Genomic DNA, 17,088 nt, shown 5'->3' with positions numbered 1-17,088 from the left:
ATATCAACGATGGAAATGAATCAACAGTGACGTGATGTTTCTACAGCCTAGCCAGCACCACCGACGATGTCAGCGCAGGCGCGAAGACCGTAATGAATCGGCAATGCTCAGGACGTCGGGAGTTTTCCGTTGAGGGGCCGTTCACTGTGCAAACGGAGGCCGATATCCACCAGGGAAACACGGTTTAGTCCGGGCACTTTGTCCAACGGAACCCATGCAGCATGCGTTGTGCTGCCGTCTATCTCGTGGGTCAGTTCGCCACCGGCGATGTTGGCCTCGTAGACCAGGCGGATCGCTTGGAAATCACGGTCCGATCCGTCCAGGCGCTCCTCGCCCGGCCAGTGCCCGACGTCGATGCCGAGCATCGCTCCGATCTCGGCGTCGTACCCGGTTTCCTCCTGGATCTCGCGGCGGCAACCATCCACCGGATGCTCCCCCAAGTCCAGGCCTCCGCCGGGAAGGGTCCAGCCTTCTTTGCCGTCTTGCTTCCAATAGGCGAGAAGGATTGCTCCGTCACGGATGACAACTCCATATGCGGCCGGGCGGGTGTCGAACTGGATGCTCATGGAGCCAGCCTAAGCGGGCAACAACGCCGCCGCGATCTCCGAGTTGTCGGTTGCGCCAAGATCGGCCCTTTCACGAAGTTCCATCACGGTACCGGGCTTTCAAGTTCAACCACTTTGATGGTGTTGCTGCCTGCACGGATGAGCGGCGCCGGAACGTAAAGCGTCTGCTGGGGTCCAGTGCACCAGTACCGACCAAGGAGGAACCCGTTGATCCAGACAAAGAAATCCGGTGCAATATCGGGACTAGGCTGGTGGAAGTTCCAGGCCACATAGGTGTCCACGGTGTTGGCACCCATGGCTTTGAGCTTGCGCAACCGGTCCTGCCAGTGGTCCGGGTGTGCACGGAAGTAATGGATGGCTCCGGCAAGGATGCGGTAGCGTTCCCCGGAACGGAAAAGGACGGCGTCGTGGTAGCTCAAAACGGCGTTGTTCACGCGAAACAGAATAGTACATTTTGTAACATTTCAGCACATGGAGTTGTATCGTGACCAACTTGGAAACGGCCCCGTCCCAGGAAGTCTGCCCTGCCGGTCACCCCGGCCAAGGACCTTGTGTGCAGCTTTGGCCATCCCGCAACGTTCCCTTGGGCGGCGTCCGAAATATGACGGTCTCCCGCACGCTTCCCCAGCGTGGCCTCCCGACCGTGGGCGCGTGGTGCTTCCTTGATAGCTTCGGCCCGGATCGCGTGGCGATGAGCGTCCTCCCCCACCCGCACATGGGATTGCAAACAGTCACGTGGCCGCTCCTGGGCGAGGTGCGGCACCGCGACAGTGTGGGAAGCGACGTCGTAGTCCGTCCCGGGCAGTTGAACATCATGACCGCCGGCCGCGGCATTTCGCATTCCGAGTTCGCCGTCCTGCCGGCGGGACTTCACCTGAACGCGCCCGACGGCGGCGCCCTCCTGCCGCTGTCCCGCGGCCTGCAGTTGTGGGTTGCCTTGCCGGACGCCGTAAGGCACCGGGCGCCGTCGTTCCAGCAGATCGTCGATCTGCCTGTGGTCGCGACCGACAGTTTCAGGGCCACCGTGCTCGTCGGCGAATTCGCCGGGCAGCGCTCCCCCGCCATCATGTACAGCCCGATTGTCGGCGCCGAAGTCTCGGCCTCGGGCGCCGCGGAACTACCGCTGAACCCGGTCTTCGAACACGCGATCCTGGTTTTGGACGGCTCCGCGGTGATCGAAGGCCAAACAGTTGACTCCGGCCCCCTGGCCTTCCTCGGGACCGGCCGGGAATCGCTCCGCCTCGAGGCAACCCCCGGAACCCGCTTCATGCTCCTGGGTGGCGAACCCTTCGAAGAAGACATCCTCATGTGGTGGAACTTCGTGGGCAGGACGCATGAAGAAGTGGAGCAAGCGCGCGAGGACTGGGAAGCCCAGGCGCTCCTGGGCGACGACGATGCCAGCGCAGCGCGGTTCGGCTTGATCAATGGCCATGGGCCCGACGCCGGTGCAGAGGCCGGGCGAATTCCCGCACCGCCCATGCCGGGAGTCCAGCTCAAGCCGAGGACACGGAACAGGCCCGTGGAGTAGGCCTAGGCCTGTTCGGCCAGGATCTGCAGCACGCCGAACACCGGTTCTTGGTCCAGAACCCGAACATCCGTGATTCCGTGCGCAGCCAAGCCTGCCCGGAAAGCGGACTGCAAGGGCTCTACATTCATGCCGAGCCCGCCGCCTAGGATCACCGGTCCATGGAGGCCAAGTTGCCGAACGGCCTGCGCCGCAAGTTCCGCGAGATCCCGTCCTGCTTGGTCCAGCAGGAGGCGGCTGATCTCAAGCCCTTCGCGGGCGGTCTCCACCACGGCAGCCGCCCGCTGGGCCCAGTACCGCCTATCCGTGTCCTCCGAATGGAACAAGGCAATGAGCTTATTGGGGTCGTCCACCCCGCAGGATTCCAGGAGGGCCACTGTGAGGCCATCGGGCTCCAACCCTTTGTTCATCCGCCGAAGGCTGTGCCGCACCGCCTCCCGGCCCAGCCAATAACCACTGCCCTCATCGCCCAGGAGAAAGCCCCAGCCGCCGGCACGGGCTTCTTCCCCGTCGGCGTTCTTTCCCCAGGCGGCGGAACCAGTCCCCGCAATGACGGCCACTCCAGTGTTTGCCCCGCCTGCCGCCAGCAGCAGGCGGGAATCGTGGACCACCGTGACCTGTGCGCCCGGAACATGCGGCTCAATCAAGTCGGCGAGGGCGCGGGCATCGGCGTCGGTGTCGATTCCGCCAGCACCGGCAAGGACACGGTCCACATGGCCGCCCCCGATCATGGCGAAGAGCTCCGCGAGGTTTGCGGCCGCCACCTCCCGGCTCACGTTTTGGACGTTGGAGCTGCCCGTACTTTCGTCGCGGACCGGTCTACCGTCCTCAAACCGCACCCCGCGGGTCTTCGTGCCACCAATGTCCAGGCCGATGACCGCAGCCGGGACCGATGCGTCGTCGGGTCGGGGGGTCGCGCTATCTGCAGTTTCCACGTCCAAAAGCGTAGCGCGGGCGCACTGCGTGATCCTATTGGCTTCCGGAGCGCGCCTTCACAAGTCCCGCGAGGAGCCCGGGGCCTTCCGAGAGCACCAGCTCACGGAAAAGACGTACGGGGTCGGGTTCCTTGCGTCGTTCGCGCCACGCAATCCCAATCTCCCGGTACGCCAGCTCCGACTCAAGCGACACCTCCACCCAGCCCAGGTCCGTGGAATCCAGAACGCCTTGAGGTCCTGGCCCCAGTCCTCCGGGTGGCAGAATGCTGTAGCCCAATCCAGCGGACACCAGCCCGCGGATGGTGTGGGAGTCCTGGCTCTCGAAAGCAACCCTCGGGCGAAAACCCTCATCCCGGAAGATCGCGTCGGTCAGCGAGCGCAGGCCGAAACCGGGACCCATGGAAACGAAGGGCTCATGCTTGAGCTCGGCAAGCCGCGCACTGGGCCGCTGGGCCAACGGATGGCGGTGATGGACCACCAGCCGCAAGGGCTCCCGGTAGAGCGACGCCGAGCCGAGACTCCTTCCCGAGGCTGCCACTGGCGCCGTCAAGGCGAAGTCGGCGTCTCCCGCGATGAGCGACTCGAGGCAAGCGGCCCGCGCTCCTTGGCTTAGTTCGAATGCCGTGGAGGGGTGCCGGCTGCGGAACGCGCTCATGAGCAGCGGCAACGTTGCTTCGCCGAAAGTGTGCTGGAAGGTCACCGCGATTCGGCCGCGGACAACGTCGGATTCGTGGCGGACCGCGTCCAGCCCCGCTTGGAATTCCGCAAGCGCCGATTCGATATACGGAAGCAGCGTCTTTGCGGCGGGGGTGAGCCGGACGCCGCGGCCTTCGCGGATGAGCAGTTCGGTCCCGACGACGGCGCTAGCCCGGGCCAGCGCCCGGCTCACCGTCGATTGGGGTACTCCGAGCAGTTCGGCCGTCTCGGTGACGTGTTCCGTCCTGCCCAGCTCGGCAAGCAGGGGCAACATGGGGAGCAGCTGGACCAATTGTTTGTGTTCAATGTGCATACTTGCCACCTTCAGGCCGCCAGCCGAGCAAATCATCCAATTCTGCTATCAATCTTAACTGAATCATGCATTGGAATCATCACTTCGGGCCGCCGTACTGTGAAAACGTGAGCACAAGCGCAGCATTCAAGAGCATCACTGAATCCCCCTGGGAAGGCCACCTGAAGGGCTCCACTGCGTACCGGCGGATCCTCGCCGGGCTGGCCCTGGCCGCCGTCGCTACGTTCGCCCAGCTCTACTCCACCCAGGCAGTCTTGCCACTCTTGGCGAATGAGCTCCACATCACGGCAGCCGAGGCAGCGCTCACCATTTCCCTGGCCACGGTTGGACTCGCGGCGACGGTGTTGCCGTGGTCATTCGTGGCCGACAGGATCGGCCGAGTGCGTGCCATGGCCATTGGAATTGCGGCGGCCACTGTCCTGGGCCTGCTCGTCCCCATGGCCCCCACCTTTCCACTTGTCCTCGGCCTGAGGGCACTGGAGGGCATGGCGTTGGGCGGCATTCCTGCCATCGCCATCGCGTACCTCAACGAAGAGGTCAACAAGGTGCACGCCGCGCTGGCTGCTGGAAGCTATGTAGCCGGCACCACCCTCGGCGGGCTTGCGGGCCGCTTGCTCGCGGGGCCAATCGGCGAGTTGTGGGGATGGCGGGCTGCTGCCCTTGCGGTCTCCATCCTTGCCACGGTCTCAGCCGTCCTGTTCCTCCTGCTGGTCCCGAAGCCGCGGCGCTTCACCCCTAGTTCGGCCGGAGGTTTCCGCGGTGCGATGAAGACCTTGGCAGCCCATTCCTCGAATCCACGGCTGCTCGCCCTCTATGTTCAGGCGTTCCTGCTGATGGGTGGCTTCGTGGCTGTCTACAACTACCTGGGATTCCGCCTGCACGCAGAGCCGTTCGGGCTGCCAGCCACCGTGGTAAGCCTGATCTTCCTGGCCTATTTGTCCGGAACTGTGAGCTCCCGTTGGGGAGCGGGATTGTCCATGCGTTTTGGCCGCCGCACGGTCTTGCTCGCCGGTATCGCGACCATGACGGCGGGCCTCGGACTCACCCTGTGGGACAACGTTGCCGCGATCCTGGCAGGCCTGGTGGTCTTCACTGGCGGCTTCTTCGCGGCCCACAGCATCGGAGCGGGCTGGACCGGCACCATCGCAACGAGCGGCCGCGCCCAGGCCGCCTCCTTGTACAACCTCTCTTACTACCTGGGTTCCAGCATCATTGGCTGGGCCGGAGGGCTCGCCTTCCAGGCGTTCGGGTGGAGCGCACTCGCCTGGGCAGTCATCGCCCTGGGGTGCACGACGGCGGCGATCACCGCCGTCGTGCACCGCTCCCCGGCGCGGGAGGACGCCGTCGTCGTCCCCTCAATGAAACCGGCCGGGCAGGGAAGATAGCGGACCCTACCGGGTGGACTCGATCGCCTGGACCAGGTCGTCGACGATATCGGACGGATCTTCCGAGCCGCTCGAAAGCCTGAGCATGCGCGCTTGAGGCTTGGCCTCCGGGGCCACGGGGCGGTGGGTCAGACCGGCGGGGTGCTGTATGAGCGTGTCGATTCCACCCAGCGACACCGCGTGAGTGATGAGCCGGACCGCGCCTGGAATACGCTCCGCGTGCTCGGCAGTATCCGGTGAGAGCAGATCAGGGGATCCGCTTGGATCGGGATGAAGGGGGAATGGGCTCATGGGCTCATGGGCTCATGGGCTCATGGGCTCATGGGCTCATGGGCTCATGGGCTCATGGGCCAAGAATAGGCCGCCGGCGTCGAACTGCAGATTTGACCGGTCCTGCCCCGGTCAGTGTCCGGCAGGACCTGGCGTTCCTCTGGAGGATCGGGTGTGCTCCCTGACGGGCCAACCGCTGCGGACGTGCCGACGTACCCACACGTCACCAGCGCTGCTGCCGGCTGTTGTACGGGATGGAGCGGCTGGATCTGCCGGTGGTCCGGGCAGCCATCCTGTCCCAGGTATCCAGGTCACGCCGGAGGGTGCCGGTTCGGCTGCCAGTGCGGGGTTGATGAGCGTGGCCACGAGTTCGTGTGCTTCGGTCACATCGGTGATCCCGCCGGTTGAAGGCGTCGATTTTGCCAGGGCCTGGTAGGGCCGGGCCCATCCTTCCGGGATCGTGAACTCGGAGGCGTCGCCGATCCGGGACAAGGTCCGTTTGGCGTCGATTGCGAGCTGGAGCTCGCGCGCGTCGACGTGTTGCGTCCGGGCGATCACGACGAGGTCAACCAGGTCCTTCGCCCTGCCGCTGGGTACACCGCCGTAACTGGAGAGGGTGGCGCAGACTTTCTCGGCGATCTGGTCGGCCAGGGGGTAGAGGCGGTACGGGTGGGTGATCAGGGGCCGGGGCAGTTGGAGGCGGTTGACGGGATCCACGACCTCGGGGCGGCCGACCGGGGCCGGCCCGACAACGACGTCCACTGGTATGTCCCCGATCTTCTTGCCGGTGTCTGCGTCGTAGGCGATGAACTGTGCCCTGCGGGTCCGGGTCCCGGGTTGGTTGTCTCCCTGCCCAGTGTCGGTGGTGCGGGCGAGTTCGAACCGGATATGGTCGCCCAGGTCAATGGCGGCGCGCTCCTCCAGATCGCGGAGCGCTTCGTCGAGGTCGGTGGCGCTGGCTGCCAGGTCAAGGTCTTTGGTTCCCCTGGTCCGGGGCACCCGGGCCAGCATGGCACCGCCGCCCTTGAGCATCCATTCGGAGTCGGCGCCGTCGGCGAAGACCCGGGACAGGAACCTGTCGAACCTCACCTGGACCAGCTGGGCATTGACATCGTGGGTGCTTCCGCCGTCCTTGAGGGACTTCGCGGCGGTCGACTTGAACGCCGCGACCAGTGCTGTCCAGGAACTGTAGCCTGGTTCAGACACGCTGCTCCCATCCGGCCGGCTCCACGCCGGCCAGGTCGAACAGTTCCTGAGCAAGGGACATACCATCGCCGGTCTCATGGCCGTTGGCGGCCGCGAGCGGCGACAGATGATCGACCAGGCGGCGGGGACGTACCAGCCGGCCCTGGGTGATGGCGTCGCGGACGACGTCGGCGATGAGGGATCTGTCCATCCAGGATTCGACCAGGTCGGCGATGGTGCGTTCGATGGTGAGTGTAGGGAGGGCGTCGACGAAGGTCACTTCCTCAGGAGAGAGTGACCTGATCCTGATTCTGACGCCGGGCAGCCGGGTTCCCTTGCGTGCCGGGGAGATGAGGTCGTGTCCTGCGGGAAAGAAGTCTCCAAGGCCGTGCAGGAGGGTCGCGTCGATTCCCGCGACGACGAGGCCCGGCGCCCCCGCGGGTGTCTTCGGGGCCTTGTCCCCGCCCAGGGCCAGCCAGGTGGCGATGATGGCTTCGTGCTCAAGCTCTGGTGCGCCGGCCATCCGGTAGACGCCCTGCATCACCCTGATGACCGCGCCGGCGGCTGCGAGCCGTGAAAGCCGCATGCGTGAGATCCCGGCATCCCCGGCCTGGACGGTCGTGACCAGTCCCCACCGTTGTTCCGCGATCCTGCCCAGTACTGCAATCCCCTCCGCACTCATACAACAATTGTAACTAAAATCAATACAAATGTTGTAGCTCAAATCAGTGGTGCAAAGTCAGTCCGAATTCCGCTTCACCACGTAGGCGGTGAGAGCGTCGCGCACGACGTCGGATTCCTTGCGGTGGTCCTGTGCTGCGATCGCGGCCACGGCTTTCTTCAGGGACGCCGGGACACGGGCGCGGATCACGGGCGAGGCTCCGCCCGGGGCGCTCAGGTTCGGCCTGCCCAGGACGACCCGGGTCAGGTTCTGGATGCTCGTGGTGCCGGTCGCCTCCATGAGGAGGTGCTGCGCCTCGGCCGCAGCGCTAGCACCGACGCACGGTGCCCGGCTTGATTGCCAGCTCGCCACGCTCGGCGCGGTCGGCGAGCTCGTCGTAGTTCGTGCTCATTGCTCGTTCTCCTTCAGTGCACCACATCAGCGATGTCGCTACATACACACCTAGCGGCCCCGTTGAGGTGTACATGACCTAAGAGAGACGTTCACAACGCATTGCCGGAATCCGGCACCGGACAGGGAGGCAGTGCCCGGGATTTCGTGCAATCCGGACAAGGCCTATTCAGACCTCGTTTGATCACACGTTGATGTCGAAGCCGAGGTCGTAGTCACTGGCTGCTTGCCCGCCGTTGAGTCCCCAGTTCTCGGGCGGGCTCTCCCGCAGGAGGATGGACACGTCGTTTCGTGGGATACCGAGTGCTTCGAGTCGTTCGACGATCTCGCGATACAGAGTGCGTTTCGCCTCGAGGGAGCGGCCGGAGAAACAATCGATGGTGACGCGGGTGTAGTGATCCTGCCGGCCCGCGTCCGGGCCGTTGACCATGCGGTGGGGTTCGTAGGAGACGAGCCGGACATAGCGGTCTTCTTCCGGGATCCTGAACGCTGAGACCAGGCTCGCATGCACAGCATCCATGATGGCCACTTCTTCATCCGGGGTATAGGACCAGCGAACTTCAACGAGTGAACTAGGCATGCTCCAAAATACCAGTCGCCACTTGAGGCTGGCGCAGCGGCCGGCGGCCATTCTCAGCCGGTTCCGGAACCCGCGTCCAAACGGCGTCTCCCGTTTTTAGTGGTTCTCCGTCCGGTTTTGGAATTGCGAATTTTCGCGTCATGTTTTGGTTGGTACTGACTCCTCTTAGGTGGGGGTGGAAAGTCCCCGCTATCCGCGCGGGAGCGCAAGGTCTGTGTTCTGAACCTGATGCCCCGCAGTGCGGGCCGATTGCCGGCCCGCCGATTCGACGAGGAGTTCTCCATGAAGGTCCGTCCGTTCGCCATCGCCGCAGCTCTCGCCCTTGTGCCGCTAGCATCAGGGTGCTCAGCCCCCCTCGCCGGGGCACCCGGCACCACCACGGCCCCAACCAACAGCAGTGCCGCCTCCCCGTCAAACACCTCGCCCTCAGCCACCACGACAGCTTCGGCTGCCGCCGCATCCAGCAGCGCGGGCCCCGCGGCCTCAGGGGCTGCGCCGGCGTGGGCCAAGCCCGCCACCACCCCCGGGTCGAAAATAGCAACAACCAAGGTCGGGGAGATCACCGTGGATATATACCAGGCCGGCACCACCACGGCCCCGAAGCAGGGCTTGTTCGTGGACCCCGACACAAACAAGCCGATCATCGCCAAGGGCGACCCGATCGTGTTCGTGAACTACGTCATCACGAACGGCGGCGCAACGGTGAACCTGTCCAACCTTCTTGTCAAGATCGAACCGAGGTACGACGACTGGAAATACGTCCAGGGCATGGATACCATCACGGGCAGCAGCCTCTTCGAGGCAGCGCAAGTCAACTCTGACGCGGTCAAGACGGCCTCCGGCATGGACCCGTTCTTCGCCTTCGCCCAGGGACAGACCTTCAGCTACGGGACGAACTTCAAGTACCAGAAGGGTTCCCCGATTACCTTCGACGTCAGGCTCACTCCGGCAGATGCCGCCGGGAAACTCCTCACTGACAAGACCATCAAAGCCCAGGCCCACGCCACCATTTCCTGACTCCTGAACCGAGCACTCTGGAAGAGGATCCCTGCCCGGGAGGGTCGATAAGACCTCGTCTGATTGTGTCAACTCAACCAGGGCCGACCATGAAGACTAGATCGGCACCCTAGGCGCTGATAGGTGTTTTTGGCGAAGTTGTGGGCGAGCGCGAGTGCCTACCTTGGCCTAGCTGCGAACGTACTTGCCGATCTTCGGTAGTGATCAGGACTGTCCATCGAGTCGTAGAGAGCAATGAGGCAAAGCCATGCATGGGAAGAAGATCGGGCTCTGGATCATCTGGTTCGTGGTCCTGACCGTCGCCCTGTTCCTCTTCGGTGCTGTCCCGATGGCGGTGATCGTCGGCCGCAACAATGACCCGGGGGCAGTGCTGGTTGGGATGTTCATACTGTTCGGCATCCCCATCTTGTCAGGTGTCAGTGCGTCCCTAATCACCCACCACAAGACCAAGCTTCTAGACCCCGTGCCGACGGCAGGCGAGCTGCAATCGCAATCTGCATCTGCGGCATCCAGCTTGGCTCAACCACCCAGTGAGACGTCCGAATTCCAGAAACAAGTCGAGGCGCTGGGAGACGGGTCGGGGCAGGCCACTGATGAGCAGATCGCTGCACTCCGCGCCAAGATGGCTGAACTCACGCGCGCCAGGACAACGAAGAAGCGGTCGCAGCAGGCAAATCACCCTCAACCCTCTCCTGTTAGAAGCTGGGTTAGCTCAGGGTTTTCGTGGATCCTGTCCATCGGTTTCGCCGTCTTGATTCCGGTGATGGCTGTGGTGTTCTGGTTGCAGATTTTCAGCAGTCTCCACGCGTCGCTGTCGTCAAACGCATCGACAACAGGAACCATCACACACCACTACGGCGGGAGGGGCTGCAAGGACACGGCCTCCTACCAGGTCGGAGGCAAGGTGTACACGGTGACCTCGTCGTGGCACTGCAGTGGCAGTGTCGGTGACCCGATCCAGGTTCGCTATGACAGCGCCGACCCGTCAATGGCGTCCATCGACACCACCACAGACATCGTGACGGGGACGATCTTCACCACATTGATGGCGGTGGTCACAACCGGAGTCACCATCGGCGAAACCTGGTTCCTCTCGTCAATTGTTTTCAAACCGCGGCCCAAGGAAAGGACACAACGAGCGCCAAGGCCATCCACCGGTTCACCCGCAAAGCCCGACACTACGAGGGGACTATCATGACGGACCCTGTCCGCGTTCTCACGGAGTCCGTGCAGATCTCGACACTCGATGGCCAGCCGATGAGCGGCTACCTTGCCCGGCCCGCCGTCCCTGGACCCGGTGGCGCGGTCATCGTAGGGATGGAACTATTCGGTGTCAGTGCCCACGTCCGTGACGTCTGCGACCGCCTCGCCGCCCTCGGCTACAGCGCACTGGCACCCGACCTCTACCACCGCACTGCCCCAAACACCGAACTTCCCGCCGACGACACCGGCCGCACCCGGGGCTTCGCATTGCTCCACCAACTCACCCGCGCACAGGCTCTGGAAGACATCGGCGCCACCGTCGACTACATCCGTAGCCAAAACATCCCACTGGCCGGCATGGTCGGTCTCAGCGTCGGAGGACACATCGCCTACCTCGCAGCAACAAGATTCGATATCCCGGCGACCATCGTCCTCTACGGCGGATGGATCCCTACCACCGACATCCCGATCAGTCAGCCAACCCCAACCATCGACGACACACACGCCATCACCGGACAGGTACTCGTTCTCGTAGGCGAGGACGACGCCATCGTTCCCCCCGAACACCGCCGCGCCATCGCCGCCGCACTCCACACGGCCGGCGTGACCTTTGAACTCATCGAGTACCCCGGAACCGGGCACGCCTTCCTGTGCGACCGCCGCAACAGCTACCACCACCAATCCGCCCAAGACGTCTGGAACCGCATCAACCGACTCCTCACCCCGATTGAACCGGTACATTGACGAGGAGCGCTCAACCCGCCGACGCCGGGCGGGCGGCGCTGACCCGCATGGCGGTAGGCCTCGCACGACTCGGTGCCCGGTTCTGGCTGATCCTCTTCCTTTTACTGACCACGGCAGGCTCGGTTCTCGTCGAGGCTTTTACCGGCAGCATGATCTGCGGGCTGGTCGTCGGTATCTGCGGCCTGGTCGGGGTCTTCGGTGCCGCACGGGGCATGGGTGTCGGACGCCGCTTGCGCGTCGTCCGAGCAATTTTCGCGTTCCTCGGGCTCTGCCTGGGTGGCATTGTCTTGATGGCGTCCGCGGGAGACGTTTGGATGACGTATTTTGGACACGAGACCTCCGCGGAGGTCATCGAGGACTGGGTCAGCGGCCATTCGCGTGGCGGCGAGCCGTTGTACTCGGCGATCCTGCGCTACCCCGACGGGACGACACAGCAGCTGGACGCGGCCGACAGTTGGCCGGCCGGGACGACCCTTCAGGTGTACCGGCCCACGTTTGGCGCTGTGCAGCCGCGGACAGCCAATCAGGTCCACGAAGCCTCATTCGGCCTGCAGATGGGTGGATTTCTCATCGGCTCAGGTCTTCTCATGCTCGACTGGCGGTCGTCCCGGAGCAACCGTCCCGGCGGGAGGAAGCAATCAACCAACAGGCGCAAGTAATGAGCGGCCTGTCGTCAACCCAACCGGCTGAGGTCGTCAGCGGCGATCAGATGTCCACTTCGGTGGGCGACGACGTACGAAATGGGAGCTGGCGGCCACGGCGATTGATTCCATGGTGATCTCCTTGACCGCCCTGCCGTTCAGGGTGTCCTCAAGGTCTATGAAAGTCTCCGACCGTACCGGGACACCCCTGTCATCATGGTGTTCCCTGCTGAGCCAGAGCCGGTGCCGGCCATCGTAGATGAGGTCACCTTCGTAAAGGTACGCCACGGGTTCTTCATTGCTGACCCAGAGCGAGGCCAGCTCGAATTCGGTTTCGGTGAGTGTCTTTCAAACTCCCAGGCTTCCCTCACATCGAGTTCCCGCCATGATCTACCGGGCCCAAATCGTGCAGCGGATAGACATCCACGGTCACGGCGGGCTCCAGGTCGGTGAAGCGGTCCTGCGTTTCCTGGACTTTGTCCCCCGGCACCGTGATCAGAAGACGGGGCGTGCCGGGTGTCGCCAGGGGTCCCCCGCTGACTAGATAATTGACCTGCGTCCGGGGATCGGGCCCGTCGGAGAGGAATCTTTGGATCGCTGCGCACACCTTGCCGAAATCCGGTGGAACAGCCGTCCCCAGCGGCCCGGTCACCTCCACCCATGGCGCCGTTTTCGGGTACGAGGATACGTTCACGTTGGCGAACGACCCTGTCCATATCTCTGCGAGGCTGCAGAGCTTCACGGCGCCCACGGCACGCGAATAGTCCACGATCGCAGTGTTGTCGTACAGCCTGACGTATGCGCCGGCGCGGTCCTGTGCGGAGGCGACGGCCAGGAACTTCTCCACGGCGGCCCGGTCTGCAGGGTCCACCTCGAACGAGGTGTCGCCGTGGTGCAAGGTGAAGGTCACGCGGTCGCCGGCCTGGTACTTGGCGTACTTGTCCGCGATGTTCTGCAACGGTTCTTTGAGCTTCGCCACAGGGTCCATGACGCCGAGGTCCTCCGAGGTGGCCACCAATGGGACCCGGCAGTACTCGCTGACCCCCGGAAGTGATCCCGTGCAGTTCAGCTTCCCCGTGACGGAGTCTTTCAGCCCCGCATCCGCGAGGACCTGCGTGACCTCGCCGCCGCCCTTGCGTTCGGCATCGGCCACTTCGCACGCGGACAGGAAAAGGACGGGGACCATCAGCAGGGCCGCGATGGCGGCGCGACCCTGCCAGGGACGATGACGCACAACGCCACCGAAGAACCGGCTGACGGTCCGTCGGCGCCAGCGAACTGCCGTCACCGTCTTGAGGGATCCTGCGTTCGGGCTCGGCGTGAGCATGACAGCCGGACCGGTTGTGATGGTGTTGTCTTGCGGTTGCGGTATGGGAGAAGTCATCCTTTGGCCTTATTCGAGGTGAGGTTTATGACGAGCAGCGGGACGCTGATGGCGGCTGCTGCACCGTTCAGGAGACCCGGCAGCGTGGTGCCGGCCGCCCCGAGAATGGCCGCCCCGAAGACGACGCAAAGCAGGGACGGGAACAGGGATGCAAAAGCGCCGTGGCGTCCGCCCCGGTAGTTCATGACCGCGACCGCGATCAGGCCCGCGGCCGCCACCGAGAGAACGGTTTGGTTGCGTGCCGCCGCGAAGTCGGTGACGAGCACTGCGACGATCCCCAGCCGACGGCCGAAGAAGAACCGGGCGGACCCGGGAGCGATCCAACACCCCACGGACGGCCACGTACAAAGGGACTGCGAACGCCGCAGGCATCATGAAAGCCATGCCGCCAAGAAACCACGCCAGCGGCGCAACAACCGCCATCAGGCCAACGCTCAGCGTGAGCTGCCGAGGGCCGGCGAGGATGATGACTGCCGCCGACGCGGCGAGATGGATTCCGGCGATCATCAGCCACCCGTGACGCGGCAGGAAACGGGTCTTCGTGAGCAGATTCGGCAGCGTCAGCAGGCCCTGGATGCCGCCCGTGGTCCCGGCGATCACAAGGATCTCCCAATCCAGCGGATCCGAGACCACCGTCCCCGTGAACGGGTGCAACATGATGCGCGACCACACAGCAAGAACCTCGTACCCGGACAGTCCCACGACCCAGAAAGCAGGAAGCCGCCACCAGCGGCCGGCGATATCCCGGTCCGGGTCCGTTTCCGCGGTTCCGTGCCCGGCAGTTTTATCACCAGATCGCTCCTTCCCCACCAGCCCGATGTCCTTGCGCGCCCCCGGCTCAAAACGCATCCCCGACAATCACACAGTGGCAGTCAGGCATGGAACGTGCCGCGAAAGGAACCGCCTGAACCAAGAAAACTTCCCGAGCAACCCCCGTACGCTCTACGGATGTAGGCCGCGGCATTCCATGAAGCCGTTAGGCTGCAACGTCTTGCCGGGCTATATGCGCCTACATGTGGCCTCCAGGCCCGGACGGAAGATGCAGCCGTACCGGAATCGTCGACCCGGGCTGGCGGGGCCCGCAAATCGGCGAAAAAATTTGCGTCACGAGCCCCTAGGTCTCGTTACTAAGCAAGCGACATGCCCCGTTCCGGGTCTGCCGATCACTGGATGAAGGGAATCGGGAAATGCTTCGACAGTTTGAGGTTGGTCCGGACGAGACGCTCTACAGCGCGTTCACCGGCCGCAGCAAGAACAAGACAAGGATCAGGGTCACCGCCCCCGGGCTGCTTCTGATCCCGGTGATGCTCCTGCTCGTCGTTGCCAAGGCGGACCGGTGGCTTGGGCCACTTTGGGGCATCTGCACGGTCGTGGTCGGCTTGATGCTGGGTGTCGGCACCATCGTGTGGCTCCGGTTCACGCGCTGGGTGGTCGTTGGACCCGGCTATGTGCGGGTCCATCAAGCGTTTTGCTATCGCCGGTTCACCCCGGGGCCAGACCTTGCGGCCGCCGCATCCATCGCGAAGGCTGGCCTTGCGTCTGCCGCGTCCATCGGACGAGTGCTGACCAGACCTACAGTGACTCTGTTCCTTCGTCAGGGCGATGCACGGGCGACAGCGACGATGAACGCGGAAGTAACAGCCGCAGTCCTGGACGCGTTGAAGATCGACCCGCCGAGGTTCGTCGGCCGCCCGAAGAAACAGAAGCTGGACGCTCAGGCATGGTATGCGCTGCGGTGGCCGGTTCGCCATCAGATATTCCTCGGGCTCGCGGGGATCGCGATCGTCGCGGTCGCAAGGGTTGTCGCGTTGGCCTGGTTCTAATATGCAGGCGACACCTCCGGGTCAAGGCCACGGTCCGGATCGACTCATACCTCCGGGCCAGAAGCGCTGCCGTTGTTTTGCCGCCGCGAAGTCGTCAAAGTGGCCGGCGGGTAGACGACCACAGGGAGAGGGCAGCATGAGTCACGCAAAAACGCATCAAGGATCGTGGGTCCAAAGCCGGGCGCTGCCAGCGGTGCAAGCTAGGCGTCACCCGCTCCGATCCATCGCCTTCTACCTACCGGGCGCTGCGACGATGTCCACCTGCGCGGCGATGGTGCTCTTCATGGTTGGCGCCGTCGGCCTGTTCGGAGATAACGCAACGGCGCCCGCCACTGACGGCGTGATCGCCGTAACCGATGAGGATCAAAGCACGACCGGACAACACCATGGGCCGCGCCGTCTTGACGAAGGCGGCAATCCCCGAAGGACTTCTGGCGGGCTTTGTGTATGACCGCTCCCAGGGCGACTATCTTCAACACAACCGGCGTAGCGACCCTCAGAGCTGGTCGCCTGTGGATGCCTCCAGATGGGAAGAGTCGACGCTTCGTCACGATATATTATCCAGACGGTTTGGAAAATGCTCCAGGCGGAGAGAATCCAACGAGAATCCTGGACGAAAATGCTTGAAGCTCGGGGCTCACCCGAGCCCTTCCGGGTCAGACGCCGTTGAGCTGAGGGATCATCGAACGCGTTAACTGTGGGGAGATTGCTGTATGGACCAAACAAATCCCGGAGCGGCGAGAATCGTCGGTCTCGAAGTCTATGTGCCACCAGGCCGCCTTGGCACCGATCAACTGGAACGGCAGCTTGCAGCATCCAGCCCGGGCTTCCGCGTTCCGTCGGGCCTTATCCGAAGGCTGACCGGGATCCGGACCCGCTCCGTGATGGATGCAAGAGAGCAGGCTTCCGATCTTGCGGCTGTTGCCGCGGCCAAACTGCTGGGCGACCGGGGAGTCCAACCTGCCGAGCTTGATCTCCTCATTTTCGCTTCGGCCAGTCAGGACATGGTGGAGCCGGCAACAGGCCACATGGTTGCCGCAAAACTGGGCCTGGAGTGCCCGGTGATGGATGTCAAGAACGCCTGCAATAGCCTGCTTAACGGTCTGGAGGTAGCCGACGCCTTGATCAGAACCGGGAGTTACCGACGTGTGCTACTGGTCAGCGGCGAATCGCCGTCCCGTGCCGTCCGGTGGTCTGTTCCGGACCAGGCGACATTTACTTCCGCGTTCCCGGGGTACACGATGAGCGACGCTGGCTGTGCCCTGCTTATGGAGCCCTCGGATTCCGACGAAGCCGGTGGCCGCGTGTTGGGTCTTGGCTTTACTGCCAAGAGCAGCCACTGGGCGGTGGGTACCCTGGCTGGAGGCGGGTCCGTGGCTCCGAGGGATATTGAGGCGACGTTCTTCAATATGGACGGTGAAAAGCTCAAAGACGCCTTTCTGGACCTGGGCCGGGGCATTCTGGACGAAACACTGGACACCCTCGGTCTCACGTGGTCCGATTTCGCCGTTGTCTGCGTCCATCAGGTGAGCGGCCCGTACAGGGACATCTTTGCCGGGAGCGCCGGTGTCCCTCAGGACAAGCTCGTTCGCACCGTGGAGGACTTCGGCAACATGGCCTCGGTAAGCCTGCCGTTGCAACTCAAGCAGGCACAAGATCTGGGCCGGTGCGGGCCAGGCGACTTGGTGGCACTGGTGGGATTGGCTGGTGGCGTGAGCTTGGGCATCGCCGTGGTGCGCCTGTGAGCGC

Annotated in this window: 19 protein-coding genes and 1 pseudogene; 8 read left to right on the top strand and 12 right to left on the bottom strand. The window is 63.8% G+C overall.

From position 1 onward, the window contains the following. Window positions 1-107: 107 nt before the first annotated feature. Window positions 108-566 (bottom strand): NUDIX hydrolase, encoded by a 459-nt coding sequence (locus AC3ANQ_RS06520; protein WP_488304335.1) that lies wholly within the window; start codon window positions 564-566, stop codon window positions 108-110. An 83-nt stretch (window positions 567-649) separates the two neighbouring features. After that, window positions 650-1,000: a beta-galactosidase gene (locus tag AC3ANQ_RS06515; protein ID WP_488304334.1), complete on the bottom strand. Its 351-nt coding sequence runs from the start codon at window positions 998-1,000 to the stop codon at window positions 650-652. Between the two features lie 50 nt (window positions 1,001-1,050). On the opposite strand from AC3ANQ_RS06515, the gene AC3ANQ_RS06510 reads away from it, so the two are divergent. Then, window positions 1,051-2,094, top strand: coding sequence for a pirin family protein (locus AC3ANQ_RS06510; protein ID WP_488304333.1), 1,044 nt, complete (start codon window positions 1,051-1,053; stop codon window positions 2,092-2,094). 2 nt (window positions 2,095-2,096) lie between these two features. On the opposite strand, the gene AC3ANQ_RS06505 is transcribed toward AC3ANQ_RS06510, so the two are convergent. Together AC3ANQ_RS06505 and AC3ANQ_RS06500 are read right to left on the bottom strand one after the other, a co-directional pair. Further along, the gene (locus AC3ANQ_RS06505) at window positions 2,097-3,026 is read right to left on the bottom strand and encodes an N-acetylglucosamine kinase (RefSeq protein ID WP_488304332.1); all 930 of its coding nucleotides are present in this window, start codon (window positions 3,024-3,026) and stop codon (window positions 2,097-2,099) included. Between the two features lie 34 nt (window positions 3,027-3,060). After that, window positions 3,061-4,035, bottom strand: coding sequence for a LysR substrate-binding domain-containing protein (locus tag AC3ANQ_RS06500; RefSeq protein ID WP_488304331.1), 975 nt, complete (start codon window positions 4,033-4,035; stop codon window positions 3,061-3,063). A 65-nt stretch (window positions 4,036-4,100) separates the two neighbouring features. Here AC3ANQ_RS06500 and AC3ANQ_RS06495 point away from each other — a divergent pair, with 65 nt between their 5' ends. Further along, complete coding sequence (locus AC3ANQ_RS06495) at window positions 4,101-5,420, top strand: MFS transporter (RefSeq protein WP_488304330.1); 1,320 nt, start codon at window positions 4,101-4,103, stop codon at window positions 5,418-5,420. Window positions 5,421-5,426: 6 nt separating this feature from the next. Here the strand turns inward: AC3ANQ_RS06495 and AC3ANQ_RS06490 are convergent. The 5 genes and pseudogenes from AC3ANQ_RS06490 to AC3ANQ_RS06470 form a co-directional block, all read right to left on the bottom strand. Next, a pseudogene (locus tag AC3ANQ_RS06490) lies at window positions 5,427-5,618 on the bottom strand (PLP-dependent transferase); the annotation flags it as partial. A 204-nt stretch (window positions 5,619-5,822) separates the two neighbouring features. Further along, a complete protein-coding gene (locus tag AC3ANQ_RS06485) occupies window positions 5,823-6,896 on the bottom strand; it encodes a nucleotidyl transferase AbiEii/AbiGii toxin family protein (protein ID WP_488304329.1) in 1,074 nt (357 codons plus the stop codon). After that, entirely contained in the window at window positions 6,889-7,557 is a 669-nt protein-coding gene (locus AC3ANQ_RS06480; protein WP_488304328.1) for a type IV toxin-antitoxin system AbiEi family antitoxin domain-containing protein, read from the bottom strand. Before AC3ANQ_RS06480 ends, AC3ANQ_RS06485 begins: the two co-directional genes overlap by 8 nt. A 57-nt stretch (window positions 7,558-7,614) precedes the next feature. Beyond that, on the bottom strand, window positions 7,615-7,836 hold the full coding sequence (locus tag AC3ANQ_RS06475) for a ribbon-helix-helix domain-containing protein (protein ID WP_488304327.1): 222 nt from the start codon (window positions 7,834-7,836) through the stop codon (window positions 7,615-7,617). Between the two features lie 295 nt (window positions 7,837-8,131). Continuing rightward, window positions 8,132-8,527, bottom strand: coding sequence for a tautomerase family protein (locus AC3ANQ_RS06470; RefSeq protein WP_488304326.1), 396 nt, complete (start codon window positions 8,525-8,527; stop codon window positions 8,132-8,134). Window positions 8,528-8,809: 282 nt separating this feature from the next. Between AC3ANQ_RS06470 and AC3ANQ_RS06465 the strand changes: the two genes are divergently transcribed. From AC3ANQ_RS06465 to AC3ANQ_RS06450, 4 genes are all read left to right on the top strand, one after another. Beyond that, window positions 8,810-9,544, top strand: a complete 735-nt coding sequence (locus AC3ANQ_RS06465; protein WP_488304325.1) for a hypothetical protein — start codon at window positions 8,810-8,812, stop codon at window positions 9,542-9,544. Between the two features lie 286 nt (window positions 9,545-9,830). Then, window positions 9,831-10,742, top strand: a complete 912-nt coding sequence (locus AC3ANQ_RS06460) for a DUF3592 domain-containing protein (RefSeq protein ID WP_488304324.1) — start codon at window positions 9,831-9,833, stop codon at window positions 10,740-10,742. Next, a complete protein-coding gene (locus AC3ANQ_RS06455; RefSeq protein ID WP_488304323.1) occupies window positions 10,739-11,491 on the top strand; it encodes a dienelactone hydrolase family protein in 753 nt (250 codons plus the stop codon). The genes AC3ANQ_RS06460 and AC3ANQ_RS06455 overlap by 4 nt, the downstream gene beginning before the upstream one ends. Beyond that, window positions 11,488-12,150 (top strand): hypothetical protein, encoded by a 663-nt coding sequence (locus tag AC3ANQ_RS06450; RefSeq protein ID WP_488304322.1) that lies wholly within the window; start codon window positions 11,488-11,490, stop codon window positions 12,148-12,150. Before AC3ANQ_RS06455 ends, AC3ANQ_RS06450 begins: the two co-directional genes overlap by 4 nt. A 36-nt stretch (window positions 12,151-12,186) precedes the next feature. On the opposite strand, the gene AC3ANQ_RS06445 is transcribed toward AC3ANQ_RS06450, so the two are convergent. The 3 genes from AC3ANQ_RS06445 to AC3ANQ_RS06435 form a co-directional block, all read right to left on the bottom strand. Further along, the gene (locus tag AC3ANQ_RS06445) at window positions 12,187-12,420 is read right to left on the bottom strand and encodes a hypothetical protein (protein WP_488304321.1); all 234 of its coding nucleotides are present in this window, start codon (window positions 12,418-12,420) and stop codon (window positions 12,187-12,189) included. 79 nt (window positions 12,421-12,499) lie between these two features. Further along, window positions 12,500-13,516, bottom strand: coding sequence for a hypothetical protein (locus AC3ANQ_RS06440; RefSeq protein ID WP_488304320.1), 1,017 nt, complete (start codon window positions 13,514-13,516; stop codon window positions 12,500-12,502). Further along, complete coding sequence (locus AC3ANQ_RS06435) at window positions 13,513-13,848, bottom strand: hypothetical protein (protein ID WP_488304319.1); 336 nt, start codon at window positions 13,846-13,848, stop codon at window positions 13,513-13,515. The genes AC3ANQ_RS06440 and AC3ANQ_RS06435 overlap by 4 nt, the downstream gene beginning before the upstream one ends. A gap of 855 nt (window positions 13,849-14,703) precedes the next feature. On the opposite strand from AC3ANQ_RS06435, the gene AC3ANQ_RS06430 reads away from it, so the two are divergent. Both AC3ANQ_RS06430 and AC3ANQ_RS06425 read left to right on the top strand, forming a co-directional pair. Continuing rightward, a complete protein-coding gene (locus AC3ANQ_RS06430) occupies window positions 14,704-15,339 on the top strand; it encodes a hypothetical protein (RefSeq protein WP_488304318.1) in 636 nt (211 codons plus the stop codon). Window positions 15,340-16,052: 713 nt separating this feature from the next. Beyond that, entirely contained in the window at window positions 16,053-17,084 is a 1,032-nt protein-coding gene (locus AC3ANQ_RS06425; protein WP_488304317.1) for a 3-oxoacyl-ACP synthase III family protein, read from the top strand. The last annotated feature ends 4 nt before the right edge of the window (window positions 17,085-17,088 follow it).

The sequence above is a fragment of the Arthrobacter sp. DMZ02-1R genome, assembly GCF_057747935.1.
The sequence above is the reverse complement of the archived record's forward strand: the minus strand, read 5'-3'. Positions and strand labels throughout refer to the sequence as shown.

Excerpts from the sequence above, each read along its gene's own strand:
- AC3ANQ_RS06520 (WP_488304335.1), bottom strand. The coding sequence starts at position 566 with ATGAGCATCCAGTTCGACACCCGCCCGGCCGCATATGGAGTTGTCATC.
- AC3ANQ_RS06500 (WP_488304331.1), bottom strand. The coding sequence starts at position 4,035 with ATGCACATTGAACACAAACAATTGGTCCAGCTGCTCCCCATGTTGCCC.
- AC3ANQ_RS06495 (WP_488304330.1), top strand. The coding sequence starts at position 4,101 with ATGCATTGGAATCATCACTTCGGGCCGCCGTACTGTGAAAACGTGAGC.
- AC3ANQ_RS06480 (WP_488304328.1), bottom strand. The coding sequence starts at position 7,557 with ATGAGTGCGGAGGGGATTGCAGTACTGGGCAGGATCGCGGAACAACGG.
- AC3ANQ_RS06475 (WP_488304327.1), bottom strand. The coding sequence starts at position 7,836 with ATGGAGGCGACCGGCACCACGAGCATCCAGAACCTGACCCGGGTCGTC.
- AC3ANQ_RS06470 (WP_488304326.1), bottom strand. The coding sequence starts at position 8,527 with ATGCCTAGTTCACTCGTTGAAGTTCGCTGGTCCTATACCCCGGATGAA.
- AC3ANQ_RS06465 (WP_488304325.1), top strand. The coding sequence starts at position 8,810 with ATGAAGGTCCGTCCGTTCGCCATCGCCGCAGCTCTCGCCCTTGTGCCG.
- AC3ANQ_RS06455 (WP_488304323.1), top strand. The coding sequence starts at position 10,739 with ATGACGGACCCTGTCCGCGTTCTCACGGAGTCCGTGCAGATCTCGACA.
- AC3ANQ_RS06440 (WP_488304320.1), bottom strand. The coding sequence starts at position 13,516 with ATGACTTCTCCCATACCGCAACCGCAAGACAACACCATCACAACCGGT.
- AC3ANQ_RS06430 (WP_488304318.1), top strand. The coding sequence starts at position 14,704 with ATGCTTCGACAGTTTGAGGTTGGTCCGGACGAGACGCTCTACAGCGCG.
- AC3ANQ_RS06425 (WP_488304317.1), top strand. The coding sequence starts at position 16,053 with ATGGACCAAACAAATCCCGGAGCGGCGAGAATCGTCGGTCTCGAAGTC.